Raw genomic sequence first — 26,342 nt, forward strand, 5'->3', positions numbered from 1 at the left:
ATTACTCCTGGGCGCGTTGCTGGAGGACTTCGACGGCCGGCAGAACCTTACCCTCGACGAATTCGAGGAAGGCGCCACCCCCGGTGGAGATATAGGAGACCTTCTCGCCGATGCCGTATTTGTCGATGGCGGCCAGGGTGTCGCCACCGCCGGCAATGGAGAAGGCGTCGCTGTCGGCGATGGCCTGGGCCAGGGTGCGGGTGCCTTCGCCGAACTGGTCGAATTCGAAGACGCCGACCGGACCGTTCCAGAGGATGGTCTTGGCCGATTTGAGCAGATCGGCGAATTGCTGGGCGCTGACCGGGCCGATGTCGAGGATCATGTCGTCGTCGGCCACGTCGTTGATCGACTTGGTGACGGCTTCGGCGGTCTCGGCGAATTCCTTGGCGACCACCACGTCCACCGGCAGCGGCACGCTGACCTTGGCGGCGATGGCCTTGGCGGTGTCCACCAGATCGGCTTCGTACAGCGACTTGCCGACCTTGTAGCCGGCTGCGGCGAGGAAGGTGTTGGCGATGCCGCCGCCGACGATCAGCTGGTCACAGATCTGCGCCAGGGAATTGAGCACGTCCAGCTTGGTGGACACCTTGGAGCCGGCGACGATGGCGGCCATCGGCCGGGCCGGATTGCCCAGCGCCTTGCCCAGGGCGTCCAGCTCGCCGGCCAGCAGCGGACCGGCCGCGGCGACCTTGGCGAACTTGGCCACGCCGTGGGTCGAACCCTCGGCGCGGTGGGCGGTGCCGAAGGCGTCCATGACGAAGACGTCGCACAGGGCGGCATATTGCTTCGCCAGGTCATCGGCGTTCTTTTTCTCGCCCACGTTGAAGCGCACGTTCTCCAGCAGTACCAGCTGACCCGGCTCGACCTGGACGCCGTTCAGGTAGTCCTTCACCAGCGGCACGTCGCGGCCCAGGGCCTTGCCCAGGTAGGCGGCGACCGGTGCCAGGCTGTTTTCCTCGCTGAATTCGCCCTCGGTGGGACGGCCCAGGTGCGAGCAGACGATCACCGCGGCCCCCTTTTCCAGGGCCAGCTTGAGGGTCGGCAGGGCGGCGACCAGACGGGCATCGCTCTTGATCTGGCCTTCCTTCACCGGAACGTTGAGGTCTTCGCGGATCAGGACGCGCTTACCCTTCAGATCGAGGTCGCTCATTTTCAACACGGACATACAGGCAATCCCTTAGTTGTGCTTGTTTCAGGTGGGCTTGGCGATGCGCAGCCAATGGCCGGCGACGTCGAGCATGCGGTTGGCGAAGCCCCATTCGTTGTCGAACCACACCAGCAGGTTGACCAGCCGGGGGCCGGAAACGCGGGTCTGGCTGCCATCGACGATAGCGGAATGGGGATCGTGGTTGAAATCGCAGGAGGCGTGGGGCAACTCGGTGTAGTCGATCAGCCCGGCCAGGGGACCGCTCCGGGCGGCGTCCTGCAACAGGGTGTTAAGGGCGGGCACCGTGGTGTCACGGCCGACGATGCAGGTGATGTCCAGGCAGGAGACGTTGACCGTGGGTACGCGCACGGCACGGGCCTGGATGCGCCCGCCGAGCTCGGGCAGTAGGCGTTCGATGCCCCGCGCCAGGCCGGTCGCCACCGGGATGATCGACTGGAACGCCGAGCGCGTCCGCCGCAGATCTTCGGCATGGTAGGCGTCGATCACGGGCTGGTCGTTCATGGCCGAGTGGATCGTGGTGATGGAGACGTACTCCAGACCCAGGGTCTCGTGCAAAAGTTTCAGCACCGGGACGCTGCAGTTAGTGGTGCAGGAGGCATTCGAGACCAGCGTCTCGTCACCGCGCAGGGCCTGCTGATTGACCCCGTAGACCACGGTGGCGTCCACGTCGGTCTCGCTGACCATGGGCTGGGAGAACAGCACCCGTGGCGCACCGCCGGCGAGAAAGCGCCCGGCCTCGGCGCGGGTGCTGAAGGCACCGGAGCATTCCAGCACCAGATCGACGTCCAGTGCCCGCCAGTCGACCCGCTCGGGTTTGGCTTCGCGACGGATCTCCAGGGCCTGGTCGCCGATACGCAGCCGCTCGCCTTCCAGCGCCACCCGCCCGGGAAAGCGGCCATGGGTGGAATCGAAGCGGGTGAGGTATTCGAGGCTGGGCCGGTCGGCCAGATCGTTGAGGGCGACGATGGCGAGCTCGGTCGCCGCGCCGCGCTCGTGCAGCGCACGCAACACGCAACGACCGATGCGACCGTAGCCGTTGAGAGCGAGGCGATAGCGAGCGGAACTCATGCGTGAACGGACTCGGGCGCAAGCGAAAGGCCGATTATGCGGCGGTTCGACGACGAATGGGAGTCGCCAGCGTAGTCCGGTCGACTTTCGCACTACAAAAAGGCGCTCTCCTTGGCAGACATGAAAGAAATCCGCCCTCTGGCCAGACGCCCCTGCCGCAGTCACGGCGTCTGGCGGTCTGCAGGGGGAAGTCCGCAGGTAGCCCCAGGGGCTGCGGGACTACCTGGCTCAGCGTCCATGGCCTGACGGAAATCGTCATCCTGGCGTGATAGAGCAGAGCCATGACCCAGATCAAAATCCCTACTGATTGTGGTGTAGAAACTCGAAAACACTATATGTAGTATCTGGACCGAACTCGAGGCCCAAGCCGAACTCAAAGGAAAGGACCCGCGCCGCCGCGGCAAACGCCCGCTGGCGACAGGCTTTTTCCTTTGAGTTCGCCCCACTACGGACAGGAGTCAGCCATGACCATCACCATCTACAGCAAGCCCGCCTGCGTGCAATGCAACGCCACCTATCGCGCCCTGGATCGCCAGGGCATCGCCTACCAGGTGGTGGACATCGAGCAGGACGCCAATGCACGCCAGACCGTGGAATCCCTGGGCTATCGCCAGGTGCCGGTGGTGGTGGCCGGTGACGACCACTGGGCCGGCTTCCGCCCGGACAAGCTCGGCCAGCTGGTGGCCTGAGGCCAGGACCATGGGCGAGCTGCTGTATTTCTCCAGCACCTCGGAGAACACCCACAGATTCGTCGAGAAACTCGGGCTGCCGGCGCGGCGCATCCCCCAGGATCCCACCGCCGAACCGCTCAAGGCCCGCGAGCCCTACATCCTGGTCTTGCCCACCTATGGCGGCGGTGGCAGCAAGGGCGCGGTGCCCAAGCCGGTGATCCACTTTCTCAACGATCCGCACAATCGCGCCCTGATCCGCGGCGTCATCGCTGCCGGCAACACCAACTTCGGCGAGGGCTACTGCCTGGGCGGACGCATCGTCGCCCAGAAATGCGCGGTGCCCCTGCTCTACCAATTCGAATTGCTCGGCACGACGGAAGACGTCGACCGGGTGCGCACGGGAGTGAACGACTTTTGGCAACGTCAGGCCTGACCCCGACCGGCAGCGAGGCGGACTACCACGCGCTCAACGCCATGCTCAATCTCTACGGCCCCAACGGCGAGTTGCAGCTGGACAAGGACCGCCAGGCGGCGCGCCAGTACTTCCTGCAGCACGTCAACCAGAACACCGTGTTCTTCCACAACCTGGACGAGAAGCTCGACTACCTGGTGGACAAGGGCTACTACGAGGCGGCGGTGCTGGAGCAATACGCCCCGGCCTTCGTCAAGGCGCTGTTCGAGCGCGCCTATGCCTACAAGTTTCGCTTCCAGAGCTTTCTCGGCGCCTTCAAGTACTACACCAGCTACACCCTCAAGACCTTCGACGGCCAGCGCTACCTGGAACGCTACGAGGACCGGGTGTGCCTGGTCGCCCTGAGTCTGGCCCGTGGTGACGAGCGCCTGGCCGAGTCCCTGGTCGACGAGATGATCAGCGGGCGCTTCCAGCCAGCCACGCCGACCTTTCTCAACGCCGGCAAGCGCCAGCGCGGCGAGCTGGTGTCCTGCTTCCTGCTGCGTATCGAAGACAACATGGAGTCCATCGGTCGCGCGGTGAATTCGGCGCTGCAACTCTCCAAGCGTGGCGGTGGCGTGGCCTTCCTGCTGAGCAACGTGCGCGAGGTCGGGGCGCCGATCAAGCGCATCGAGAATCAGTCCTCCGGCATCATCCCGATCATGAAGCTGCTGGAAGACGCCTTCTCCTATGCCAACCAGCTGGGTTCGCGCCAGGGCGCCGGGGCCGTCTACCTCAATGCCCACCACCCGGACATCCTGAGGTTCCTCGACACCAAGCGCGAGAACGCCGACGAGAAGATCCGCATCAAGACCCTGTCCCTCGGCGTGGTCATCCCGGACATCACCTTCGAGCTGGCCAAGCGCAACGCCGACATGTACCTGTTCTCGCCCTACGACGTGGAGCGGGTCTATGGCGTGCCCTTCGCCGATATCAGCGTCAGCGACAAGTACGCCGAGATGGTCGCCGATGCGCGCATCCGCAAGCGCAAGATCAACGCCCGCGAATTCTTCCAGACCCTGGCGGAGATCCAGTTCGAATCCGGCTATCCGTACCTGATGTTCGAAGACACGGTGAATCGCGCCAACCCCATCGCCGGGCGCATCAACATGAGCAACCTCTGCTCGGAGATCCTCCAGGTCAACACCCCCAGCCGCTTCGACGAAGACCTGGGTTACCAGCACGTCGGCCAGGACATCTCCTGCAACCTGGGCTCGCTGAACATCGCCCGCACCATGGATTCACCGGACCTGGGCCGTACCGTGGAAACCGCCATCCGCGGCCTCACCGCGGTCTCAGAGATGAGCGACATCCGCTGCGTACCCTCGGTGGCCGCCGGCAACGCCGCCTCCCACGCCATCGGCCTGGGCCAGATGAATCTGCACGGCTACCTGGCCCGCGAGCACATCCACTACGGCTCGGCGGAAGGCCTAGATTTCACCAACCTGTACTTCTACACCGTCACCTACCACGCGGTGCGCGCCTCCAATCGCCTGGCCATCGAACGCGGCCAGAGCTTCCAGGGCTTCGCCGATTCCAAGTACGCCAGCGGCGACTACTTCGATCAGTACACCGAGGGCGACTTCACCCCCCGTACCCCGCGGGTCGCCGAACTGTTCGAAGTGGCCGGCATCCGCCTGCCGACCCGCGCCGACTGGCAGGAGCTCAAAGCCTCGGTGATGGCCCATGGGCTGTTCAATCGCAACCTCCAGGCCATCCCGCCCACCGGCTCGATCTCCTACATCAACCACTCCACCTCGAGCATCCACCCCATCGTCGCCAAGGTGGAGATCCGCAAGGAAGGCAAGCTGGGCCGCGTCTACTACCCGGCGCCCTACCTGGCCGACGACAACCAGGAGTATTACCAGGACGCCTACGAGATCGGCCCGGAAAAGATCATCGACACCTATGCCGAGGCCACTCGCCATGTCGACCAGGGGCTGTCGCTGACGCTGTTCTTCCGCGACACCGCCACCACCCGCGACATCAATCGGGCGCAGATCTATGCCTGGAAGAAGGGCATCAAGACGCTCTATTACATCCGCCTGCGCCAGGCCGCCCTGGAAGGCACCGAGGTGCAGGGCTGCGTGTCCTGCAGCCTGTGAGGAAATCGCCATGAACGCATCCGTCAACGCGCCGCGCCTGAACCGTATCAACGCCATCAACTGGAACCGGATCCAGGACGACAAGGACCTGGAGGTGTGGAATCGCCTGACCGGCAACTTCTGGCTGCCGGAAAAGATCCCGCTGTCCAACGACATCCCCTCCTGGGCGACCCTGACGCCCAGGGAACAGCAGCTGACCATCCGCGTATTCACCGGCCTGACCCTGCTGGACACCATCCAGAACGCCGTGGGCGCCCCGACCCTGCTGGCCGATGCCGTCACCCCCCACGAGGAAGCGGTGATCGCCAACATCGGCTTCATGGAAGCCGTGCATGCGCGCTCCTACAGCTCGATCTTTTCCACCCTCTGCTCCACGCCGGACGTAGACGAGGCCTATCGCTGGAGCGAGGAGAATCCCTATCTGCAGACCAAGGCTGACCTGATCCTCGCGCGCTACCACGCCGAGGATCCGCTGCTGCGCAAGGTCGCCAGCGTCTTCCTGGAATCCTTCCTGTTCTACTCGGGCTTCTACCTGCCGATGTACTGGTCCAGCCGCGCCAAGCTGACCAATACCGCCGACCTGATCCGCCTGATCATTCGCGACGAAGCGGTGCACGGTTACTACATCGGCTACAAATTCCAGCAGGCCCTGGCCAAGGAAAGCCCGGAGCGCCGCCAGCAGGTCAAGGACTTCGCCTACGAGTTGCTGCAGGACCTCTATGACAACGAGGTGGCCTACACCGAGGACCTCTACGACAGCGTAGGCTGGAGCGAGGACGTGAAGAAATTCCTCCACTACAACGCCAACAAGGCGCTGATGAATCTGGGCTTCGAGGCCTTGTTCCCCAGCAGCATGACCGACGTCAGCCCGGCGATCCTCGCCGCCCTGTCGCCCAGCGCCGACGAGAACCACGACTTCTTTTCCGGCTCGGGTTCGTCCTATGTCATTGGCAAGGCGGTCAGTACCGAAGACGACGATTGGGATTTCTGAGCCAACCTCCTGCTCCGGCAAGCTCCCGCTTCCTCTGAGAGCGGGTTGGGGTGAGGGCCCACTTTGCGACGAAGCCCTCAGTGGAAAAGGCTGCGCCGTTTTCCACGCTACGGCGCTGAGCCGGCCCTCTGCTCCGACAAGCCTCCTCTCCCCCCGGGAGAGGGTTGGGGTGAGGGTGCCCCGGGCGACGAAGCCCTCAGTGGAAAAGGCTGCGCCGTTTTCCATGCTACGGCGCTGAGCTGGCCCTCTGCTCCAACAAGCCCCCTCTCCCCCCGGGAGAGGGTTGGGGTGAGGGCAGCCCGGGCGATGAAGTCCCCGGCGGAAAAGGCTGCGCCGTTTTCTACGCTACGGTGCTGATTCCTGATCGCAGCTGCGGTAGGTTGGGTTGAGCACAGCGAAGCCCAACGGATCTTGCCTCGCCGTCCGCACTGTTGGGCTTCGACGATGGAACCGTCTCAGCCCAACCTACGGTTCATCGTAGCCATGGCCGCGATAGCTCTCTACCTCGGCGGCTCCGTCCGAAAACGGCCAGTCGCCCCTACCCGGCGGTGCTAACCTGCCGCCATGAACGCCTTCCCCGATATTCCTGTCTTCGAACGCGCCCGCCTGGCGCGGGACCCGCGTTTCGACGGCCTGTTCTACACCGCGGTGCTCACCACCGGCATCTATTGCCGGCCGGTGTGCCCAGCGCAACCGCCACGCCCGGAAAACGTCAGCTACTACCCCAGCGCCGCGGCTGCCGAAGCGGCCGGCTATCGTCCCTGCCTGAGGTGTCGCCCGGAGCTCTCCCCCGCCGGCGGCCATTGGCAACGCGGCGATGCCACCCTGGCGCGCGCCCTGCGGCTGATGGACGAGGGCCTGGAGGAAGGCGGCCTGCCCGCCCTCGCCGCCCGCCTCGACCTCAGCGAGCGCCAGTTGCGGCGACTGTTCGTCGAGCGCCTGGGCGCCGCGCCCCTGGCGGTGCTCACCACCCGCCGCCTGCTGTTCGCCAAGCAATTGCTCAGCGAGACCCGGCTGCCCATCACCGAAGTGGCCCTGGCCGCCGGCTTCGGCAGTCTGAGACGCTTCAACACCGCCTTTCGCGACGCCTACGGCCTGGCCCCCAGCCAGGTACGCAAGGGGCAGGCCGCGGCTTCGCCGGTGCTGGTCCTGCGCCTGGCCTATCGACCGCCCTACGACTTCACCGCCCAGCTGGATTTCCTCCGCGGCCACGCCCTGCCCGGTGTCGAGGTGCTGGACGACACCAGCTACGCCCGGGTAATCGGCACCCCCGAACAACCCGGCTGGCTGCGCGTCTCGGCCTGGGACGCCGATACGCCGGCGCTGCGCCTGGAATTGCATGGCGCCGCCCCTGGAGAGCTGCAAGCGGCAGTGGCGCGTATCCGCCGCATGTTCGATCTGGACGCCGATCCTGAAGCCATCGCCCAGGGCCTGGCGGTCGATCCGACCCTGGCCGAACTGGTGGCGCGCCGGCCCGGCCTGCGCCTGCCCAGTGGCTGGGACGGCTTCGAGATCGCCGTGCGCGCCGTCATCGGCCAGCAGGTCAGCGTGGTGGCGGCCACCACCATGACCGCGCGGGTGGTGCAGCGCTTCGGTCGTCCCTGGGGCGAGCCCGGTCACGAGGCCGGTCGACCACCCGCCGGTCTGCACCACTTCTTTCCCACGGTGGACGCCCTGGCCGATGCCGCCCTGGAAGACCTCACCGGTCTCGGCCTGATCCGAGCCCGCGCCGGCACCCTCGGCACCGTGGCCCGCGCATTGCGCGCCGGCGAGGTGGACTTCGACACCGGGCGCACCCTGGACGATTTCGCCCGGCGCTGGATCGCGCTCAAGGGCATAGGTCCCTGGACCGCCCAGTACATCGCCCTGCGCGCCCTCGCCCATCCCGATGCCTGCCCGGTGGAAGACCTGGTGCTGCAGAAGCGCCTGGCGCCCGCGGGCGAACGCCTCACCGCCAAGGCCCTGTACGCCCGCGCCGAAGCCTGGCGACCCTGGCGCGCCTACGGGGTGATGCAGGTCTGGCGCGAAGCCACCTGGAAGGCGCCCGCCGACGCCCCCGCCGAACCCGTTCCCACCCGTCTCGCCAAGGAGTCGCCCCGATGATCGCCTACTGCCTGCTGGACAGCCCCATAGGAACGCTCACCCTGGCCGCCGACGACAGTGGCCTGCGCGTGGTGGAATTTCCCGAGAATCGCTACCTGGCCAAGCGCGACGCCAGCTGGAGCGCCGCCGACCATCCGATCCTCGACCTGGCCCGCGCGCAACTCGGCGAGTACTTCGCCGGCCAGCGCCAGACGTTCGAGCTGCCGCTGGCACCGCGCGGCACCCCCTTCCAGCTGGCGGTCTGGCAGGCCCTGGCGGAGATCCCCCACGGCCAGACCTGGAGCTATGGTCAGCTCGCCAACCATCTCGGTCGACCCCAGGCGATGCGCGCGGTGGGCGCCGCCAACGGACGCAATCCGCTGCCCATCGTGCTGCCCTGCCACCGGGTGATAGGGGCGTCCGGCGCCTTGACCGGCTTTGGTGGGGGCCTGCCGACCAAGCAATTCCTGCTGGAGCTGGAAGGCGCGCTGCCGCCTCCGCGGGATCTCTTCGCCGCGCCTCAGCCCGGCACTGCGCCAGAATCCGCCTGCTAAAATGCTCTAGAATGCACCTTTCAACGCTTGAGCCACTGCCGTGCTCTAGCGCAAACTGGAACTTTCGATTCGCAAGGACGCGATGCGATGTTCAGCTCAGCCAATGCCCCGACCTTCACCCTGACGCTGGACGGCGTCGCCCATGATTTCCAGGTACTCGCCTTCGACGGCCACGAAGCCATCGGCCAGCCCTATCGCTTCCAGCTCGAGCTGGTCAGCGAGCGCCCGGACTGGCCGCTGGAGTCACTGTTGCAGCGACCGGCCTTTCTCGCCCTGGGTGCGGGTGACCAGGGCATCCACGGCCTGCTCGCCGCCGTGGCCCAGGGCGATTCCGGCCGGCGCCTGACCCGCTATCGCGCCGAGCTGGTGCCGCGCCTGGCGCACCTGGCTCACCGCGTCAATTCCCGCATCTTCCAGGGGCGCAGCGTCCCCGAGATCCTGGCGCAGCTCCTCGAGGAGCACGGCATCCTCGACGGCGACTATCGTTTCGCCCTGGGCCCGACGCGCTATCCGCCACGCGACTACTGCGTCCAGTACGGCGAAAGCGATCTGGCCTTTCTGACCCGCCTCTGTGAGGAAGAGGGCTTGCACTTCCACCACCAGCATCGCCGCGACGGCCATGTGCTGGTGTTTGGTGATGACGCCACCGGCTTTGCGCGGCTGGATGCCACCCGCTATCGACCCGGCAGCGGCCTGGTGGCGGACGAACCCGTGATCAGCCACCTGGCGGTCGGCCTGCAGATCCGTAGCAGCGCCAGCAGCTTGCGCGATCACGACCCGCTGCAACCCCGGCTGCGCCTGCAGAGCAGTGCCGACGCCGCGGCCCGGCCCGCGCTGGAAGACTATGGCTTTCCCGGTCGCTTCACCGATCGCGTGACCGGCCAGCGCCTGGGCAGCCGGCGCCTGGAACGCCTGCGAGGCGATGCCCTCCAGGCCCAGGGCGCGAGCGACCAGCCCAGCCTGGTGAGCGGGCATTTCCTGCCGCTGGAACGGCATCCGCGCGCCGACTGGAATCAGCTCTGGCTGTTGACCGAGGTCCGGCACCAGGGCCGCCAGCCGCAGGTCCTGGAAGAAGACGTTGCCGACCGGATCCCGGCCGACGGCTTCGGCCAGGGCTATCGCAACAGCTTTGTCGCGCGGCCCTGGACGCTGCCCTTCCGCCTGCCCCTGCGCCATCCCAAACCCCGGCTGCTGGGCGCCCAGAGCGCCGTGGTCACCGGCCCGCCTGGCGAGGACATCCATTGCGATGCCCTGGGCCGGATCAAGGTGCAATTCCACTGGGATCGCCAGGGCCAGGCGGATGAGCGCAGCAGTTGCTGGCTGCGGGTCGTCAGCGGCTGGGCCGGTAACGGCCACGGCGCCCTGAGCCTGCCGCGGATCGGCATGGAGGTAGTGGTCGGCTTTCTCGAAGGCGATCCCGATCAGCCGCTGGTGATCGGCTGCCTGTACCACGCCGAGCAGCGGCCGCCGCTGGAGCTGCCCAGGGACAGGACCCGCAGCACCTTCAAGACGCTGAGCAGCCCCGGCGGCCACGGCTACAACGAAATCCGCAGCGAGGATCGCCAGGGCGAGGAGGAAATCCACGTCCATGCCCAGCGCGACTGGGACGCACGCGTCGGCCATGACCACCGCAGCGAGATCGGCCACGAGCGCCATCAGCGCATCCGCGGCAACAGCTACAGCACCTTCCACGCCGAGGAACACCGCATCACCCGGGGCGAGCGCCGCAGCGAGGTGCGCGCCGACGACCACCTGGACATCGACGCGAGTCAGCACCTGCGACTGGACGGCAGCCTGCTGGTCGAGGCGGGTAGCGAGATCCGGCTGCACAGTGGCCAGAAGATCGTCCTGGAAGCCGGCGCCCGCCTGACCCTCAAGGTTGGCGGCAGCTTCGTGCAGCTGGATGCCGGCGGCGTCACCCTGGCAGAGCCGAGCATCCGGGTGAATCCCTGAGCGCGTGCTATCTCCCGGACATAAAAAAGCCACGCTTCAGCGTGGCTTTCGGTATCACCGCAGCGGGATTCAGTCTTCCAGCAATTCGCCGGCCACCGCCAGGACGTTGTCCAGGGTGAAGCCGAAGTGCTCGAACAGCGCTGCCGCCGGGGCGGATTCGCCGTAGGTGTGCATGCCGATGATGCGGCCGTCGAGACCGACGTACTTGTACCAGAAGTCGGCGATGCCGGCTTCGATGGCAATGCGGGCGCCGACTTCCACCGGCAGGACCTGCTGGCGGTACTCGGGGCTCTGGCGGTCGAAGACGCTGGTGCTGGGCATGGAGACCACGCGCACCTGGCGCCCTTCGGCGGTCAGGCGGTCATAGGCCTGCACGGCCAGGCCGACTTCGGAGCCGGTGGCGATGAGGATCAGCTCGGGTTCGCCGTTGCAGTCCTTGAGCACGTAGCCGCCGCGCGCGGCGTTGCCCAGGGTGGCTTCGTTACGCACGCTGTGAGCGAGGTTCTGGCGCGAGAAGATCAGCGCGCTGGGACCGTCGCGACGCTCCAGGGCCGACGTCCAGGCGATGGCGGATTCCACCGCATCGGCCGGACGCCAGGTGTCCAGGTTGGGGGTGTAGCGCAGCGAGGCCAGTTGCTCCACCGGCTGGTGGGTGGGGCCGTCTTCGCCGAGACCGATGGAGTCGTGGGTGAAGACATAGAGCACCCGCTGCTTCATCAGCGCCGACATGCGCACCGCGTTGCGGGCGTATTCCATGAACATCAGGAAGGTGGCGCCGTAGGGCACCAGGCCGCCGTGCAGGGCGACGCCGTTCATGATGGCGCTCATGCCGAATTCACGCACGCCGTAGTGGACGTAGTTGCCGCTGGCGTCCTCGGCGGTGACGCCCTTGGCGCCCTTCCACAGGGTCAGGTTGGAACCGGCCAGGTCGGCGGAGCCGCCGAGCAGCTCGGGCAGCAGCGGACCAAGGAACTGCAGGGCGTTCTGGCTGGCCTTGCGGCTGGCGATGGTCTCGCCCTTGATGGTGACGTCCTGGATGAAGGCGGCGGCGCGCTCGGCGAAATCGGCCGGCAGGTCACCGGCCATGCGGCGCTTGAACTCGGCGGCCAGCTGCGGATGGGCCTGGGCATAGGCGGCGAAGCGCTCGTTCCACTCGGCCTCGGCGGCGGCGCCGCGCTCCCGGGCGCTCCACTCGGCATAGATGTCGGCGGGGATCTCGAAGGGCGCATGGGACCAGCCCAGCAGCTCGCGGGCGGCCTGGATCTCGTCGTTGCCCAGCGGAGCGCCGTGGCACTCTTCCTTGCCCTGCTTGTGCGGCGCGCCGTAGCCGATCACGGTCTTGCAGCAGATCAGGGTGGGCTTGTCGCTCTTGCGCGCGGTGTCCAGGGCGGTCCTGATCTCGTCGGCGTCATGGCCGTCGACGTTGCGGATCACCTGCCAGCCGTAGCTCTCGAAGCGCTTGGGGGTGTCGTCGGTGAACCAGCCTTCGACCTCGCCATCGATGGAGATGCCGTTGTCGTCATAGAAGGCGATCAGCTTGGACAGGCCCAGGGTGCCGGCCAGGGAGCAGACCTCGTGGGAGATGCCTTCCATCATGCAGCCATCGCCGAGGAAGGCGTAGGTGTGGTGGTCGACGATCCGGTGGCCGTCGCGGTTGAACTGGGCGGCCATGACCTTTTCCGCCAGGGCGAAGCCCACGGCGTTGGCGATGCCCTGGCCCAGGGGGCCGGTGGTGGTCTCGATGCCCGGGGCGTAGCCGTATTCGGGGTGGCCCGGGGTCTTGCTGTGCAGCTGCCGGAAATTCTTCAGGTCGTCGATGGACAGGTCGTAGCCGGACAGGTGCAGCAGCGAATAGATGAGCATGGAGCCGTGGCCGTTGGACAGCACGAAGCGGTCGCGGTCGGCCCACAGGGGATTGCCAGGGTTGTGCTTGAGCTGATCGTGCCAGAGCACCTCGGCGATGTCGGCCATGCCCATGGGGGCGCCGGGGTGGCCACTGTTGGCCTTTTGCACGGCATCCATGCTGAGGGCGCGGATGGCGTTGGCTCGATCACGACGGCTGGGCATTGCGGTGTCTCCTGGCAGAGGCAGAGCGAAGGGGCCGTTATTCTGGCCCAGCCAGGGCACTTCCAGCAATCGGCGCGGTCGCCTCAGCCCGCCGGGCAGACCGTGGCGCTGTCGGCCACGAAGGCGCGCGCCACCGGTTCGATGCGCCTGGCCAGGGTCGCCAGGGCCTGGCGATGCGCCGCCACGACCTCGGCATAGGAGGCGCCGGCGGGCTGGCTGATCCGGCTGCCACAGGTGAGCACCCGCTCCCCGCCCGGTTCGGCCAGGCGCAGGGTCCAGAGCGCGTCCTGCTGGACGCCACGCCCGGGTTGCGAATCGAAACGCTGCAGATCCACCTTGATGCGCAGCACCGGGGCGCCAGTGCCGCGCGGAGCATCGCCCAAGTCCAGGGTGCCAAGGTCCCGAGACAGGTCGGCGGACAAGGCGCTGCGCACCTCGTCGGCCAGGGGCGCGATCCAGCGTTCGTTTTCCAGCAGGGCGATGCCGTCGCCCTGACGGACCACCAGTTGCGGCTGATCCACCTGCGGCGGTACCGAGACGCCCTGCAGGGCGAAGCGGAAGTCCGCGGTGCGCGCCTGAGTGGCGGGTTCCGCGGCACTGGTCAGGGTGTGGTAGTTGAGCGGCGCCTTGGACGAACAGGCGGCCAGCAGCAGGGGCAGAGCCAGGCAGGTCAGGCGCTTCATTGCAGTTTTCCTTTGGCGGGATCGCGGGAGCCCGGCTCGAACTTGGGCGGCGGATCGGTCACCAGACCGCGGATTAGGGATTCCGGATGACGGCCGAGGTAGTCGCCGAACACGCGCAGGGAACGCGCCATGCGCTGCATCTCTTCGAGGGTCTGGGTCAGATTCTGCTGCACTGGCGAATCGGCGCCCAGACTCTGGCTGGCGCTGCCGGTGAGCTGCTGCACGCCCATCAGGGTGGTGGTCAGCTGCGGCAGGACGCCGGCGTTGAGCTGCTTGAGGGTACCGCTGAGCTGCGCCAGGCTGGTGTCGAGATTCTTGCCGATGGAATCGAAGGGGATCTTGTCGATCTTGTTGACGATGCCGGCCATCTGCTCCTGCAGGCGATCGAAGCTGCCGGTGACGGTGGGGATCGACAGCGGCTTGGCCTGGGGATCGAAGGCCACCTTGGGCGCATTGGGCACGAAGTCGACGGAAATGTAGAGCTGGCCGGTCAGCAGGTTGCCGGTGCGGGCCTGGGCGCGCAGACCGCGCGCCACCCAGCCGGCGAACAGCTTGCCGTCGCGGTCCTTGGTCTCGATGCGCTTGCCGACGTCGCCCAGCCGCTGGGGATAGATGACCGCGCCGACGATCAGCGAGAAGCGATCCTGGGCGTCCTCGTAGTCGGGGGTCAGGGAGACCACCCGGCCGACGTTCATGCCGAGGAATTCCACCGGCGCTCCGGTCGCAAGCCCGCGCAGCGACTGCTGGAATCTCATCCGCACATAGAAGGGCTCGCCATCCGGCGGCGCCAGGGCGCTGGTCTGGTCGTCGAACAGGGTGAAACTCTGGTCCTCCTGGGCCTCTTGCGGATCCTTGGGCCATTCGGGGGTGACGAAGGCGATGCCGCCCGCCACCACCGTGGCCAGCGACTGGGTATTGAGCTTGAGCCCGGAGGCGCTGAGCGAGACATCGACCCCGCTGGCGTTCCAGAAGCGGCTGTTGGCGGTGACGAAGCGGTCGTAGGGCGAATCGACGAAGACCTGGGCGCTGACGCCCTTGCCGTCCGGATTGAGATGGAAGGACACCACCCGGCCGACCTGGATGCGCCGGTAGTAGACCGGCGAGCCGACGTCCAGCGAGCCGATGTCGTCGGCGGTGACGATGAATCTCTTGCCCGAGGCGCCGTGGATCAGCGCCGGCGGCTGCTCCAGGCCGCGGAAGTCGCGATGGGACTCGCTGGAATCGCCGATGTCGGCACCGATGAAGGCGCCCGACACCAGGGTGTCGACCCCCGAGACGCCGTTGACGCCGAAGCGCGGCCGCACCACCCAGAAGCGCGCGTCCTTGGTGGCGAAGCCCTCGGCGGACTTTTCCAGCTCGATGGTGGTGATCACCCGGTTGCGATCCGGCGCCAGCTGGATGTCGCTGACGGTGCCGATCACCACGTTCTTGTACTTGACCTGGGTCTTGCCGGCTTCCAGGCCCTCGGCGGTGAGAAAGGTCACCGTGATGGTCGGCCCGCGCGAGGCCCAGCTGTGGATCACCATGGACAGCCCGATCAGGGCCGCCACGATGGGCACCAGCCAGATCAGCGATACGCTCCAGCGACTGCGGCGTACCTCGGGGGTAGGCGCCAGGGCGTCGGGTTCATGCCTGTCCGTCATCGTTCACCTCTGCATCCCAGATCAAGCGGGGATCGAAACTCATCGCGGCGAGCATCGTCAGCACCACCACGAAACCAAAGAACACGATACCCAGGCGCGGCGCCGCCGAACTCAGGGCACCGAAGTGCACCAGCGCCGAGACCAGGGCCACCACGATCACGTCGAGCATCGACCAGTAGCCGATCAGCTCGACGAAGCGATAGAGCCGGGCACGCTGGGCGGTGGCCCAGTCGCTGCGGCGCTGGCAACTCACCAGCAGGGTACCGAGCACCAGAAACTTGATGGAGGGCACCGCCACGCTGGCGATGAAGATCACCAGGGCGACGCCCCAGGAGCCGTTCTCCCAGAATTCGATCACCCCTTCGAGGATGGTGCTTTCCGTGCCGCGGCCCAGGGTACCGGTGAACATCACCGGCAGGGTATTGGCCGGGATATAGAGGATCAGCGCGGCGAGCAGATAGGCCCAGGTCTTGGCATAGACATTGGGCTTGCGCCGGTGCAGCGCCGAGCCGCAGCGCGGGCAGCCGGCCTTGTGCCGGCGCGGCGCGGTGCAGACCTTGCCGCAGACGTGGCAGAGGCACAGGCCGAGTTCGTCGGCGCGCGGCGGCAACTGCGGCGCGCTCAAGACTCGCGCTCCCCGACGGCGTCCCACAGCGGGTGCAGGTCGCGCTTGGCGATGATCAAGAGGACCACCATCAGCCCGACCATGCCGAACAGCCCCAGGCCCACCACCACGTGCAGCAGTCCGGCGAGCTTGATCACCGCCACCAGGGCGCCGAGCACGAAGACCTCGATCATGCTCCAGGGCCGCAGGTAGTGCAGGGTGACCATGGCCGTGGCGAAGCCGGGCGCGCGGCGGCCGAGCTGGGCGAAGCCGAGCACCCAGAGCAGCAGGACGATCTGCAGCAGCGGCACCACGAACAGGGTCATGGCCACCACCAGCGCCATGGGTCCGGCAAAGCCGCGACTCATGGCGACCACCGATTCCAGCAGGGTCGCCTCGCTGTGCAGGCCGCGAAAGCTGAGTTGCAGGATCGGCCCGACATTGGCGATCACGAACAGCACCGCCGCGGCGATCGCCAGCGCCAGCAGGCCCTGGATGTCCAGGCGGCTGGCGCGATAGAGCAAGGCGCCACAGCGCAGACAATGCGCCCGCTCGCCCACCGCGAGGGGTTCGAGGCGATGCACCGAATCGCAGTGCTCGCAGATCACCAGGCGCGTGCCGGCAGCAGGCGCGGAAGGGGACGGTGGCTGGACGGACATGGGTTACCCGGTGACGCTCCTGGAAGGGGGCTGCAGGTTGGACGCGCGAGTCTCGCGGTCGTTACCGCAACGCTGCGAAGACCGCTGAGCAAAAGGCCCCGGCATCTTACCTTCCTCGACGAAGGTATGCGCGGCCCGCTGCCGCGGACAAGTATCAAAACTTTTTGATGCTTTTCTTGCGAGGCCCGGGACGGGTCTCTAGACTAGCGCCCCATGAATCCGCTACGCGTGCCGGCGCTCGGCCAGGAACCAGGAGACACCCTCGCCGCCCTGTGCAAGGCCGGTGGCGATCCCCTGCGCCTGAACGTCCTGCGCGCCCTGCACAGCGCCTCCTTCGGCGTGCTGGAACTGGCGCAGATCTTCGCCACCGGCCAGTCCGGCATCAGCCACCACCTCAAGGTGCTGGCCCAGGCCCAGCTGGTGGCCACCCGCCGCGAGGGCAATGCCATCTTCTATCGCCGCGCCCTGCCGCGCCCCGGCAGCCTGGGAGGCGCCCTGCACGCCGCCCTGCTCGAAGAGGTGGACAGCCTGGCCCTGCCCGGCGCCGTGCAGGCGCGGATCGGCGAGGTGCATGCCCAGCGCGCGGCGGTGAGTCGCGACTTCTTCGCCCGGGTGGCGGAAAAATTCCAGGCCCAGCAGGACCTGATCGCCAGCCTGCCGCAGTATCGCGACGGCCTACTCAGCCTGCTGGACGCCCTGGCCCTGGATCCGCGCGGCTGCGCCCTGGAGGTGGGTCCGGGCGACGGTGCATTTTTGCCGGACCTGGCGCGGCGCTTCGCCCGGGTGGTGGCGGTGGACAACAGTCCGGCCATGCTCGAACTGGCGCGCCAGCGCTGCCAGCGCGACGGTCTCGGCCATGTCGAACTGCAACTGGCCGACGCCCTCGCCGAGCCGCTGCCAGCGGCCGACTGCGTGGTCCTCAACATGGTCCTGCACCATCTGGCCGCACCGGCGGAAGCCCTGCAGCAACTGGCCCGCCGCGTGGCGCCGGGCGGCAGCCTGGTGATCACCGACCTCTGCCCCCACGACCAGACCTGGGCGCGCGCGGCCTGTGGCGATCTCTGGCTGGGCTTCGACCAGGACGAACTGGCGCGTTGGGCCCAGGCCGCCGGCCTGCAGCCGGGCGAGAGCCTCTACCTCGGCCTGCGCAACGGCTTTCAGATCCAGGTGCGCCAGTTCGCGCGCCCGGATCAGGGAAACACCCCGTCATGAGGCCAACTGGCCAGTGGCGGGCGGACCCGACGCTCAAGGGCGTCATGTCCAGCAAGGAAACTGCTGTCTCGACCGGCCTGCGGGCCCCTACCCCTTGGTAATTTAGGAACCATTCGATGAGCGAATATTCCCTGTTCACCTCCGAGTCCGTGTCCGAAGGCCATCCGGACAAGATCGCCGACCAGATCTCCGATGCCGTGCTCGACGCCATCATCACCCAGGACAAGCACGCCCGCGTGGCCTGCGAGACCCTGGTCAAGACCGGTGTGGCCATCGTCGCCGGCGAGGTGACCACCTCCGCCTGGGTCGACCTGGAGCAACTGGTGCGCGACGTCATCGTCGACATCGGCTACGACAGCTCGGACGTGGGCTTCGACGGCGCCACCTGCGGCATCGTCAACATCATCGGCAAGCAGTCGGTGGACATCGCCCAGGGCGTCGATCGCAGCAAGCCGGAAGACCAGGGCGCCGGTGACCAGGGCCTGATGTTCGGCTATGCCTGTAACGAGACCGATGTGCTGATGCCCGCGCCCATCACCTTCTCCCACCGCCTGGTGGAACGTCAGGCCGAGGCGCGCAAGTCGGGCCTGCTGCCCTGGCTGCGTCCGGACGCCAAGTCCCAGGTGACCTGCCGCTACGAAGGCGGCAAGGTGGTCGGCATCGACGCCATCGTGCTGTCCACCCAGCACAATCCCGAGGTCAAGTACGCCGACCTGCGCGAAGCCGTGATGGAGCTGATCGTCAAGCACGTCATCCCCGCCGAGCTGCTGCACAAGGACACCCAGTTCCACATCAACCCGACCGGCCAGTTCATCATTGGCGGCCCGGTGGGTGACTGCGGCCTGACCGGCCGCAAGATCATCGTCGACAGCTACGGCGGCATGGCCCGTCACGGCGGTGGCGCCTTCTCCGGCAAGGACCCGTCCAAGGTCGACCGCAGCGCCGCCTATGCCGGTCGCTACGTGGCCAAGAACATCGTCGCCGCCGGCCTGGCCGATCGTTGCGAGATCCAGGTGTCCTACGCCATCGGCGTGGCCCAGCCCACCTCCATCTCGATCAATACCTTCGGCACCGCCAAGATCAGCGACGAGAAGATCGTGCAGCTGGTGCGCGAGCATTTCGACCTGCGCCCCTACGCCATCACTACCATGCTCGACCTGCTGCACCCGATGTACCAGGCCACCGCGGCCTATGGTCACTTCGGCCGCCACCCGCAGGAAGTCACCGTGGGCGACGACACCTTCACCACCTTCACCTGGGAACGCACCGACCGCGCCGCCGCCCTGCGCGCCGCCGCCGGCCTGTAACACGCCTCCCGGCAAACAGCCCCGCCACCTCCGGTGCCGGGGCTTTTTTCTGGGTCTGCAAGCGGGATCCCAGCGCTTTCTTGCGCCAGTCCACAGCCTGGCACGCGCGATGCAACCTCTGGGCGTCTGATGGTCAGAATGCCTCGTCTTCCCCAGGAGTCTGCTTATCCATGTGGCTGTTCATCACCAACTTCGGCGATTCTTCGGTGATGCTTCCCTGCGCCGTACTGATCGCACTCTGGCTGCTGGCCGGTCTGTCTGCACGGGCGGCGCTGCTCTGGTTGCTGCTGTTTGGTGCCGCCGGTCTCAGCGTTGCCCTGTCGAAGATCGCCTTCTTCGGCTGGGGCCTGGGCATCCCCCGCCTGGACTTCACCGGCTTCAGCGGCCACTCCATGCTGGTCGGCAGCGTGCTGCCAGTCCTCGGCTGGCTGCTGGCCAGCCGGGCGCGGCCGTCGCTGCAGCTGACCGCAGCCGCCCTCGGCGCGCTGTGCGCCCTGCTCATCGCCGTCTCGCGGGTGGTGCTGGGCTATCACTCGATCTCGGAAGTGGTGACCGGCCTGCCCATCGGCTACGCCGCCAGCGGCAGCCTGCTGTGGCTGCTGCGTGGCCAGGAGGTCAACCTCAAGCCGCGCCAGGCCGCGCTGGGCGCCAGCCTGCTGCTGTTGCCGCTGTTGCTGCTGCATGGCACCAACGCCCCGACGCAACGGGTGCTGGAACGTCTGGCGGTGAAATTCGCCGACGAGCAGAAGCCCTGGACCCGCGCCCATCAGCGTGCCGGGGTGGCACCGCTGCAGAATTGAGGGCTAGCACTCGGCGCGTGCAATAGACGGCACCGCGGCTGGCGAATACCCAGAGGACTCCTAGACTGGCAAGAGCCCCGACGTTCCCGGGGTGAACGCCAGGGCCTTTCGGCCCCTCCTAGTTAAGTCAGTCCTTGCCGCCGAGTCGTCCGCATGCGCTACTGCCTCCCCCTTGTCTGCAGCCTGGTGCTCACCGGGCTGCCCGCGTCACCCGTGGCGGCTGCCGAGTCCTTGCGGCTCTATACCTGGGAAGGCTACTTCAGCGACACCCTGCTGCAGCGCTGGGCCAAGGCCCATACCACCGTGCAGGAAATCCATTTCGACAGCAGTGACGTGCGCGACGCCACCCTGGCGCGCGGCGATGTCGATCTCGACCTGGTGGTGATCAACGAGGTCAGCGCCACCCGCCTCGGCCAGGACGGCCTGCTGATGCGCATCGATCCCCAGCGCCTGCCCCATCTGAGCGAGCTGGATCCGCGCTGGCGCCAGAGTTGCGGCGACTATGCCGTGCCCTACGTCTGGGGCACCCTGGGTCTGCTCTATCGCAGCGACCGCCTGACCCAGGCACCCTCGTCCTGGCAGCCGCTGCTGCAGCCGGAGCCGGCCCTGCACGGCCATATCGCCATGCTCGAAGACCATGACGATCTGCTGGTCGCCCCCCTGATCACCCTGGGCGCCGCCATCAACAGCGACGATCCCGAGCTGCTCCGACGCAGCTTCGCCCTGCTCAAGGCCCAGGCCCCGGCGGTGCTGACCTATCAGTACGTGGTCAGCGCCCTGCACAATCCGGCCTACAGCGATCGCATCGAGCTGGCCCTGGGCTATAGCGGCGACCAGCACCTGCTCAATGCCGCGACGCCCGGGCAGCCCTGGCGCTTCGTCACGCCCCGCGAGGGCAGCCTGCTGTGGGTGGACTGCGTGGCCCTGCTCAGCAGCTCCCGGCACCAGGCAGCCGCCTGGCGCTTCATCGATTTCCTCAATGAGCCGCGCAATGCCGCGCTGGCGACCGAGGAATTGCACCTGGCGACCCCCAATGCCGGTGCCCTGCGCCTGCTGTCGGCTGACCTGCGCCAGGACCCCAGCCTGTTCCCCCCCGACGACGTGCTCGCCCGCAGCCAGGTCTTTCGTGAAGGTCCGCCCGACACCTTCCAGACCCGGCAACGCATCGGCAGCGCTCTGGTAGGTCGCCATGACGCTCAATAGGCGCGCCCTGCTGCTGATCTTGCCGGTCGCCCTGCTCTGCAGCCTGACCCTGGTGGGGCTGGGCTACACGGTGCAGCGCGAGGCGGTGATCGGCCTCGAACGTTCGCGGCTCAACCACGACCTGGCGGCGCTGGAAACCACCTATCGCGAGTACGATCACTTCAGCCGCAACCTGCTCTATGCCCTGTCCAACAGCGCCGCCCTGGGCAACTTCCTGCGGCAGACCGAGGTGCCCTATCGCAACGAAGCCCTGGGGACCCAGCTGCAACTGGCGGTGCGCCAGCTGGCCGGCGACGATGCGCCCAGCCACATCTCCCTGGCCATCGCCCGCCCCGATCTCAGCCTGGCCTACTACTACGAGCGCAGCGGCGATCCCTTCGCCCAGCTGAGCGGCGTCCAGCGCCAGTTGCTCGCACGCCTGGCCAAGGAGCCGAACGGTCCGCTGGAGCGGCGCGACTATCTGCTCGACGAACAGGGACGCTCACTGCTGGTGGCGACCACCTCGCTGCTGCCGAGCACCGCCGGACCACCCCTGCCGGGCCAGCGCGGCCTGGCGATGACGCTGCAACTGGCGGTCAGCCCGGACCGGGTGGAGGCCCTGCGCCGCAGCCTGGAGCAGAGCTATGGCGCGCCCCTGGAATTCACCCGGACGCCGCCCGTCCGGACCAGCGACTTCACCGCCGTCGAGCGGCTATCGCCCGATCTCTATGTACGCCTGACCCCGGACCCGGGACGCCTGGATAAGGAGCTGCGTCGCCTGGCGATCGCCTACTTCAGCGGCGGTCTGCTGGTGACCCTGGCCTGCATCCTGGTGCTGATCGTGCTGATCCGCCGCTACATCACCCGGCCCATCGCCCGCCTGGACAGCCAGCTCACGGAGGTCCTGGAAGGCCAGCGCCAGGCGCTCGAAACCGGCGACGAACCCGGTGAGATCGGCCACCTGGGCGCCAACATGAAGCGCCTGCACGACAACAACCTGGCCATCCTGGCGCAATTGCGCACGGCCTTGCGTACCGATGTCCTCACCCAGATCGGCAACCGCCGCTATTTCCAGCTCATGGGCGAATCCTGGCTGGCGGGCAAGCCGGACGGTCGTCGTATCGCCCTGCTCTATTTCGGCCTGGACCACTTCAAGTCGGTGAACGACAGATTCAGCCACGAGGTGGGCGATGAACTGCTGCAGGCCGTGGCCCGGCAGACCCAGCACCTGCTCGAAGCCCATCAGGTGGACAACGAACTGGTGTTCACCCGCCTGGCGGGCGATGAATTCGCCATCCTGCTGCGCGGCCCGGCGGCGGCGACCGATGCCCTCGCCCTGGGCGAGCAGCTGCAGCAGAACTATGCCAACGGCACCCTGGTCGGCGAACGCCGCTATGCCGTGACCCTGAGCATCGGCCTGGCGGCCCCCGAGGCGCCGCTGGATCTGGCCGATCTGCTGGCCCAGGCCGACCTGGCCCTGGAGCGGGCCAAGAACGAAGGTGGCAATCGCCTGGTGCATTTCACCCCGGAACTGGCCGCGCGCCAGCGCCGCCAGGATATGCTCGACGAGCACCTGCGACGGATGAATCCGGACGAGGAATTCCATCTCGTCTACATGCCGGCGGTCGACAGCAACGACCAGGTGCGCTCCGCCGAAACCCTGCTGCGCTGGAATTCGCCACGTCTCGGCCCGGTATCACCGGCGGAATTCATCCCCATCGCCGAACGCCAGGGGCACTTCCGCTGGATCGATCGCTGGGTCGTGGACCAGGCCTGCCGCGAATATCCGGCGCTGCAGGAGGTGCTGGGCAACGAGCTAGTGCTGTCCGTCAACCTGTCGTCCGCGCAACTGGATCAGGCCGACATCGTCCCCTACCTGCGCGAACGGGTGCGCCACCATGGCGTCGATCCGGGCCGCCTGGAACTGGAATTCACCGAGACCTTCGCCGCCGAGCTGAACGAGCGGACCCTGGGACTGCTGCACGAATTGCGCGCCGAGGGCTTTCGCGTGGCCATCGACGACTTCGGCGTCGGCTACACCTCCATCCAGCAGGTCACCGACTATCCGGCCGACACCATCAAGTTCGACCGACTCATCGTCGAGCGCCTCAGCCAGCCCGGCAACCAGGCCAGCCTGGATGCGCTCATCGCCTTCTGCCATGCCCGCGACGCCCAGGTGATCGCCGAGGGGGTGGACACCGAACTCAAGCAGCTCTGCCTGCAACAGGCCGGCTGCGATCTCCTGCAGGGCTTCCTGGTCTGCCCGCCGCGGCGCCTGGACGAACTGCGCGACTGGCAGCGCCAGCGCCTGGGCGATCCCAGCCGGGTCTAGCGGCGCTACCCACTGACACGCCATCAGTGGGTAGCGCCCGTACCGTTGCGCTTAGAAGTCCAGCGACAGGCCCAGGCCCACACCCTGCTGATGGGTATCGCCCGCACCGGCATAGCTGTAGCCGCCGCGCAGGGTCAGTTCCGGGGTCAGCCGCTGGACCACGCCCAGGCTCAGCCGGGTGCGGTCGCTGTCGGGCTGGTAGCCGTCCAGGGTGTAGTCCAGGCCCGGGACACTGTTCAGGCGCATGGTCACGTCGCGGGTACCGTCGGAGAATTCCCGCTCGCGGCCCAGGTCGGCGAACAGCGCCGTGGCCGGGGCGAGTTGCCAGCGCCCCTGCAGGCCCAGCCCCAGCCGCCGCGAGGTGCTCGACTGGTCGTCGAATGCCAGCGCCGTGGCGTCGTTGCCGCGCTCCCGGTAGCCGTCCACCTGGACGCGGGCATAGTCGGCGCTGAGATAGGGACTCAGGTGCCAGGGACTGCCGGCCGCCGCCAGGTCATAGCCCAGCCGCGCCGAGAGGGCGCGCAGATCGCCGTCGGTGTCGCCCTGCTCGCTGCGGGTGGTCGGGCCGAGGGCGAAGCGACGGCTCAGGTCGTCGTAGTCCAGCCGGCCACCGGTGGCGGTGAGATCGCCCCAGAGACGCTCGCCCTGGTACTGGGCGAAGGCGCTGAGCAGATAGCTGTTGAGTCGATAGCTGGAATCGGCCGCGCCGGGCTCCAGGCGCTGGCGCGCGACACCGGCGGCCACGCCGAGGCGCCACTCCTCGCTGAGTCGATAGCTACCACCCAGGTCCAGGCTGTAGCCGTTGCCGTCGCCGCCGGCAGTGCTGCGCTGGTCGTCGACGTCCAGGCGCCGCGCGCTGGTATCCACATAGCCCTGCCAGCGCCCCACCGGCTGCCAGGCATGCCAGTCGCCCAGCCAGCGCTGGTGCAGGCCGTCCTGGTGCGCCCTGAGGGTGGACTGGGCCATCTCCGGCAGCAGGGTGACCTCCCAGGGCGCTGCCAGCAGCGAATAGGCGTAGTCGGCGATCAGCCGCTGGCCGGTGATGGTCGGGTGGACGCGATCGTTGAACAGCAGCTGGCTGGGATCGGCCGCCGCCGCACCCAGGCCATAGGTGGTGTTGCGGGTGCAGCTGTCGCCGCTGAAGCAGGTGCCGGTGAGATTCTGCCCGCTGGCCAGGCCATAGCGGCCCGGTTCGGCCACCACCTCGGCCAGCAGCTGGGGCACGTTGAGGCCGATGATCTCGGCGTCGATGCCGGCCAGACGCGCCACCAGCGCCTGGTTGTAGACCCGGCTCAGGGCCGAGCTGGCCGCCTGTTGCGGCGAACCGGCCAGGGCCGGGGTCTGGCCGATGTCGGGCAGCAGCCAGACCACCATATAGCGGGCGCCGGCCTGCTGCAGGGCAGCCACGCCGTCGCCCAGGCGATTGGCCGCCGCCGCCGCAGTGGCCGGCGAGGTGACCAGGCCCTGGAGGAAGTCGTTACCCCCGCCGCTGAGGTAGAACAGGGTGTTGGGATCCAGGCTCAGTCCCTGGCTGGCGAGTCCGGGCAGGTAGCCATCACGGCTGCGCAGGGTCAGGCCTCCTACCGCCACCACCGAGCCGTTGCGAGCGGTGATGGAATCGCGGATCTGCGCCGTGGTGTAGCCACCCGTGGCCCAGTTGTCGCCATCGCTCAGGCCGATCCGCTGGTTGATCAGCGAGGTCGAGGCGTCGAGGGTACGGACATCGAAGCCCAGTTGCTGGCCGAGCAGGATCGAGGACACCAGTCCGGTCACCGCACCGCTGGCCGGGCTGTAGCCGGGCCCAACGCGGTTGGTGAATCTGAGACTGGCGCCCGTGACCCCGGTGTCGGGAAATTGCCCGGCATCGAGCAGGCTGTCGCCGAACACGGTGAAGCCACTGTAGGGATTGGGAGCCGCCTGGACGGTTGCCGCGAGCGCCGTGGCCAGGGCGATGGCCAGCGGCAGGCGTTGCCTGAGGAAAGATGTCATGCCTGCATCCTTGGTTGTTGTTTTCGGAGCACACGTCAGGGCGTGTCGGCTCACGCTAGACGGTTTTTGTGACGTTGTATCTGGGTGTAAACAAAAAGGTGGAAGACGTTCATTCGGCCTGGACGGCATGCCAGACGGCTGTCGGCGATTCGACTGGAGGGGCGTGCCATGACTGTCGAGTCCGCTGATCAACCCATGGCAGCGCTTATCGGGGCGATGACGCTGAGCGCCCGTTCGGATAGCCCCCTCTCCCCCGGGGAGAGGGTTGGGATGAGGGAACGGCGAGATCCCTGTCCCGCCGGATACCTCACTGCCCCAGCTTGCCCGCTTCGCAACCGGTGCTGGCGCATTCGCGCAGGCGCTCCTTGAGCACCTCCAGGCGGCTGTCGGTCAGGCTGACGGCGCAGTCCAGGTTGACGAAGTAGCCATCGGCTTCCTCGCGGGCGCACTGGCTGTCGCGCTGCTTGATCCAGGCCAGCTGGCTCTGCTTGAGCACGGCCTGCTGATCGGCCGGCAGCTGCTTGCGCAACTCGCCATAGGTCTGGTTCAGCGACTTGTCGCTCTGGGCGAACAGGTTGCTGGCGCAGTAGACGGTATCGAAGGCATTGCGTGGCGTGCCGCAGCCGGCAGCCTGAGCAGTGGCGAAAACACAGAGACCGCTCAGGGTCAGGGCGGCGGCGAGGGTGGTCTTGAGCATGGCAGCATCCTGCAGAGGGGGCCGTCCCGAATGGCGCGGCCGTAGGGCAAACGCTAGCAGAGCCGCCAGTCATGCGCGCGGCATCAGCCGAAAAACGGGCAACAAAAAAGCGCCCGAAGGCGCT

Annotated in this window: 21 protein-coding genes; 12 read left to right on the forward strand and 9 right to left on the reverse strand. The window is 67.4% G+C overall.

The window, feature by feature from the left end; genetic code table 11:
• Position 1: 1 nt before the first annotated feature.
• Complete coding sequence (locus FHR73_RS12650; protein WP_183631638.1) at positions 2–1,165, reverse strand: phosphoglycerate kinase; 1,164 nt, start codon at positions 1,163–1,165, stop codon at positions 2–4.
• 27 nt (positions 1,166–1,192) lie between these two features.
• Positions 1,193–2,236, reverse strand: a complete 1,044-nt coding sequence (gene epd / locus FHR73_RS12655) for an erythrose-4-phosphate dehydrogenase (RefSeq protein WP_183631640.1) — start codon at positions 2,234–2,236, stop codon at positions 1,193–1,195.
• 464 nt (positions 2,237–2,700) lie between these two features.
• On the opposite strand from epd, the gene nrdH reads away from it, so the two are divergent.
• The 7 genes from nrdH to FHR73_RS12690 all read left to right on the forward strand — a co-directional run bounded on the left by nrdH (position 2,701) and on the right by FHR73_RS12690 (position 11,043).
• Complete coding sequence (gene nrdH / locus FHR73_RS12660; RefSeq protein ID WP_145011627.1) at positions 2,701–2,925, forward strand: glutaredoxin-like protein NrdH; 225 nt, start codon at positions 2,701–2,703, stop codon at positions 2,923–2,925.
• Between the two features lie 10 nt (positions 2,926–2,935).
• Positions 2,936–3,340 (forward strand): class Ib ribonucleoside-diphosphate reductase assembly flavoprotein NrdI, encoded by a 405-nt coding sequence (gene nrdI, locus FHR73_RS12665; RefSeq protein ID WP_183631641.1) that lies wholly within the window; start codon positions 2,936–2,938, stop codon positions 3,338–3,340.
• Entirely contained in the window at positions 3,322–5,463 is a 2,142-nt protein-coding gene (gene nrdE, locus FHR73_RS12670) for a class 1b ribonucleoside-diphosphate reductase subunit alpha (protein WP_260175698.1), read from the forward strand. Before nrdI ends, nrdE begins: the two co-directional genes overlap by 19 nt.
• A gap of 10 nt (positions 5,464–5,473) precedes the next feature.
• Positions 5,474–6,454: a class 1b ribonucleoside-diphosphate reductase subunit beta gene (gene nrdF, locus FHR73_RS12675; RefSeq protein WP_183631645.1), complete on the forward strand. Its 981-nt coding sequence runs from the start codon at positions 5,474–5,476 to the stop codon at positions 6,452–6,454.
• 564 nt (positions 6,455–7,018) lie between these two features.
• A complete protein-coding gene (locus FHR73_RS12680) occupies positions 7,019–8,557 on the forward strand; it encodes a DNA-3-methyladenine glycosylase 2 (protein WP_183631647.1) in 1,539 nt (512 codons plus the stop codon).
• Positions 8,554–9,090, forward strand: coding sequence for a methylated-DNA--[protein]-cysteine S-methyltransferase (locus tag FHR73_RS12685; RefSeq protein WP_183631649.1), 537 nt, complete (start codon positions 8,554–8,556; stop codon positions 9,088–9,090). The genes FHR73_RS12680 and FHR73_RS12685 overlap by 4 nt, the downstream gene beginning before the upstream one ends.
• A gap of 87 nt (positions 9,091–9,177) precedes the next feature.
• A complete protein-coding gene (locus tag FHR73_RS12690; protein ID WP_183631652.1) occupies positions 9,178–11,043 on the forward strand; it encodes a type VI secretion system tip protein VgrG in 1,866 nt (621 codons plus the stop codon).
• A 69-nt stretch (positions 11,044–11,112) separates the two neighbouring features.
• Here the strand turns inward: FHR73_RS12690 and tkt are convergent, their stop codons facing one another.
• The 5 genes from tkt to FHR73_RS12715 form a co-directional block, all read right to left on the reverse strand.
• Positions 11,113–13,110: a transketolase gene (tkt, locus tag FHR73_RS12695; RefSeq protein WP_183631654.1), complete on the reverse strand. Its 1,998-nt coding sequence runs from the start codon at positions 13,108–13,110 to the stop codon at positions 11,113–11,115.
• Between the two features lie 83 nt (positions 13,111–13,193).
• Complete coding sequence (locus FHR73_RS12700) at positions 13,194–13,793, reverse strand: membrane integrity-associated transporter subunit PqiC (protein WP_183631656.1); 600 nt, start codon at positions 13,791–13,793, stop codon at positions 13,194–13,196.
• Complete coding sequence (locus tag FHR73_RS12705) at positions 13,790–15,436, reverse strand: intermembrane transport protein PqiB (protein WP_183631658.1); 1,647 nt, start codon at positions 15,434–15,436, stop codon at positions 13,790–13,792. The genes FHR73_RS12700 and FHR73_RS12705 overlap by 4 nt, the downstream gene beginning before the upstream one ends.
• Positions 15,420–16,061: a paraquat-inducible protein A gene (locus FHR73_RS12710; RefSeq protein WP_115945141.1), complete on the reverse strand. Its 642-nt coding sequence runs from the start codon at positions 16,059–16,061 to the stop codon at positions 15,420–15,422. The genes FHR73_RS12705 and FHR73_RS12710 overlap by 17 nt, the downstream gene beginning before the upstream one ends.
• Positions 16,058–16,699: a paraquat-inducible protein A gene (locus FHR73_RS12715; protein WP_183631660.1), complete on the reverse strand. Its 642-nt coding sequence runs from the start codon at positions 16,697–16,699 to the stop codon at positions 16,058–16,060. The genes FHR73_RS12710 and FHR73_RS12715 overlap by 4 nt, the downstream gene beginning before the upstream one ends.
• A 213-nt stretch (positions 16,700–16,912) precedes the next feature.
• On the opposite strand from FHR73_RS12715, the gene FHR73_RS12720 reads away from it, so the two are divergent.
• From FHR73_RS12720 to FHR73_RS12740, 5 genes are all read left to right on the forward strand, one after another.
• Entirely contained in the window at positions 16,913–17,911 is a 999-nt protein-coding gene (locus FHR73_RS12720) for a metalloregulator ArsR/SmtB family transcription factor (RefSeq protein ID WP_183631662.1), read from the forward strand.
• Between the two features lie 116 nt (positions 17,912–18,027).
• Positions 18,028–19,218: a methionine adenosyltransferase gene (gene metK / locus FHR73_RS12725; protein ID WP_064307819.1), complete on the forward strand. Its 1,191-nt coding sequence runs from the start codon at positions 18,028–18,030 to the stop codon at positions 19,216–19,218.
• A gap of 170 nt (positions 19,219–19,388) precedes the next feature.
• Positions 19,389–20,018: a phosphatase PAP2 family protein gene (locus FHR73_RS12730; RefSeq protein ID WP_183631664.1), complete on the forward strand. Its 630-nt coding sequence runs from the start codon at positions 19,389–19,391 to the stop codon at positions 20,016–20,018.
• A gap of 153 nt (positions 20,019–20,171) precedes the next feature.
• Positions 20,172–21,221: a spermidine/putrescine ABC transporter substrate-binding protein gene (locus tag FHR73_RS12735; protein WP_183631666.1), complete on the forward strand. Its 1,050-nt coding sequence runs from the start codon at positions 20,172–20,174 to the stop codon at positions 21,219–21,221.
• Entirely contained in the window at positions 21,208–23,532 is a 2,325-nt protein-coding gene (locus FHR73_RS12740) for a bifunctional diguanylate cyclase/phosphodiesterase (protein WP_183631668.1), read from the forward strand. The genes FHR73_RS12735 and FHR73_RS12740 overlap by 14 nt, the downstream gene beginning before the upstream one ends.
• Positions 23,533–23,583: 51 nt before the next feature.
• Here FHR73_RS12740 and FHR73_RS12745 read toward each other — a convergent pair whose 3' ends face one another.
• Positions 23,584–25,521, reverse strand: a complete 1,938-nt coding sequence (locus FHR73_RS12745; RefSeq protein WP_183631676.1) for an autotransporter domain-containing SGNH/GDSL hydrolase family protein — start codon at positions 25,519–25,521, stop codon at positions 23,584–23,586.
• A 307-nt stretch (positions 25,522–25,828) separates the two neighbouring features.
• Positions 25,829–26,218 carry a lysozyme inhibitor LprI family protein gene (locus tag FHR73_RS12750; protein WP_183631678.1) on the reverse strand — a complete coding sequence of 130 codons (390 nt, stop codon included), beginning with the start codon at positions 26,216–26,218 and terminating at the stop codon, positions 25,829–25,831.
• Between the last annotated feature and the right edge of the window lie 124 nt (positions 26,219–26,342).

The sequence above is a fragment of the Pseudomonas sp. AS2.8 genome (genome assembly GCF_014190935.1).
Lineage (GTDB): Bacteria > Pseudomonadota > Gammaproteobacteria > Pseudomonadales > Pseudomonadaceae > Chryseomonas.

Excerpts from the sequence above, each read along its gene's own strand:
- FHR73_RS12650 (WP_183631638.1), bottom strand. The coding sequence starts at position 1,165 with ATGTCCGTGTTGAAAATGAGCGACCTCGATCTGAAGGGTAAGCGCGTC.
- epd (WP_183631640.1), bottom strand. The coding sequence starts at position 2,236 with ATGAGTTCCGCTCGCTATCGCCTCGCTCTCAACGGCTACGGTCGCATC.
- nrdH (WP_145011627.1), top strand. The coding sequence starts at position 2,701 with ATGACCATCACCATCTACAGCAAGCCCGCCTGCGTGCAATGCAACGCC.
- nrdI (WP_183631641.1), top strand. The coding sequence starts at position 2,936 with ATGGGCGAGCTGCTGTATTTCTCCAGCACCTCGGAGAACACCCACAGA.
- nrdF (WP_183631645.1), top strand. The coding sequence starts at position 5,474 with ATGAACGCATCCGTCAACGCGCCGCGCCTGAACCGTATCAACGCCATC.
- FHR73_RS12680 (WP_183631647.1), top strand. The coding sequence starts at position 7,019 with ATGAACGCCTTCCCCGATATTCCTGTCTTCGAACGCGCCCGCCTGGCG.
- FHR73_RS12685 (WP_183631649.1), top strand. The coding sequence starts at position 8,554 with ATGATCGCCTACTGCCTGCTGGACAGCCCCATAGGAACGCTCACCCTG.
- FHR73_RS12690 (WP_183631652.1), top strand. The coding sequence starts at position 9,178 with ATGTTCAGCTCAGCCAATGCCCCGACCTTCACCCTGACGCTGGACGGC.
- tkt (WP_183631654.1), bottom strand. The coding sequence starts at position 13,110 with ATGCCCAGCCGTCGTGATCGAGCCAACGCCATCCGCGCCCTCAGCATG.
- FHR73_RS12700 (WP_183631656.1), bottom strand. The coding sequence starts at position 13,793 with ATGAAGCGCCTGACCTGCCTGGCTCTGCCCCTGCTGCTGGCCGCCTGT.
- FHR73_RS12705 (WP_183631658.1), bottom strand. The coding sequence starts at position 15,436 with ATGACGGACAGGCATGAACCCGACGCCCTGGCGCCTACCCCCGAGGTA.
- FHR73_RS12715 (WP_183631660.1), bottom strand. The coding sequence starts at position 16,699 with ATGTCCGTCCAGCCACCGTCCCCTTCCGCGCCTGCTGCCGGCACGCGC.
- FHR73_RS12720 (WP_183631662.1), top strand. The coding sequence starts at position 16,913 with ATGAATCCGCTACGCGTGCCGGCGCTCGGCCAGGAACCAGGAGACACC.
- metK (WP_064307819.1), top strand. The coding sequence starts at position 18,028 with ATGAGCGAATATTCCCTGTTCACCTCCGAGTCCGTGTCCGAAGGCCAT.
- FHR73_RS12730 (WP_183631664.1), top strand. The coding sequence starts at position 19,389 with ATGTGGCTGTTCATCACCAACTTCGGCGATTCTTCGGTGATGCTTCCC.
- FHR73_RS12735 (WP_183631666.1), top strand. The coding sequence starts at position 20,172 with ATGCGCTACTGCCTCCCCCTTGTCTGCAGCCTGGTGCTCACCGGGCTG.
- FHR73_RS12740 (WP_183631668.1), top strand. The coding sequence starts at position 21,208 with ATGACGCTCAATAGGCGCGCCCTGCTGCTGATCTTGCCGGTCGCCCTG.
- FHR73_RS12745 (WP_183631676.1), bottom strand. The coding sequence starts at position 25,521 with ATGACATCTTTCCTCAGGCAACGCCTGCCGCTGGCCATCGCCCTGGCC.
- FHR73_RS12750 (WP_183631678.1), bottom strand. The coding sequence starts at position 26,218 with ATGCTCAAGACCACCCTCGCCGCCGCCCTGACCCTGAGCGGTCTCTGT.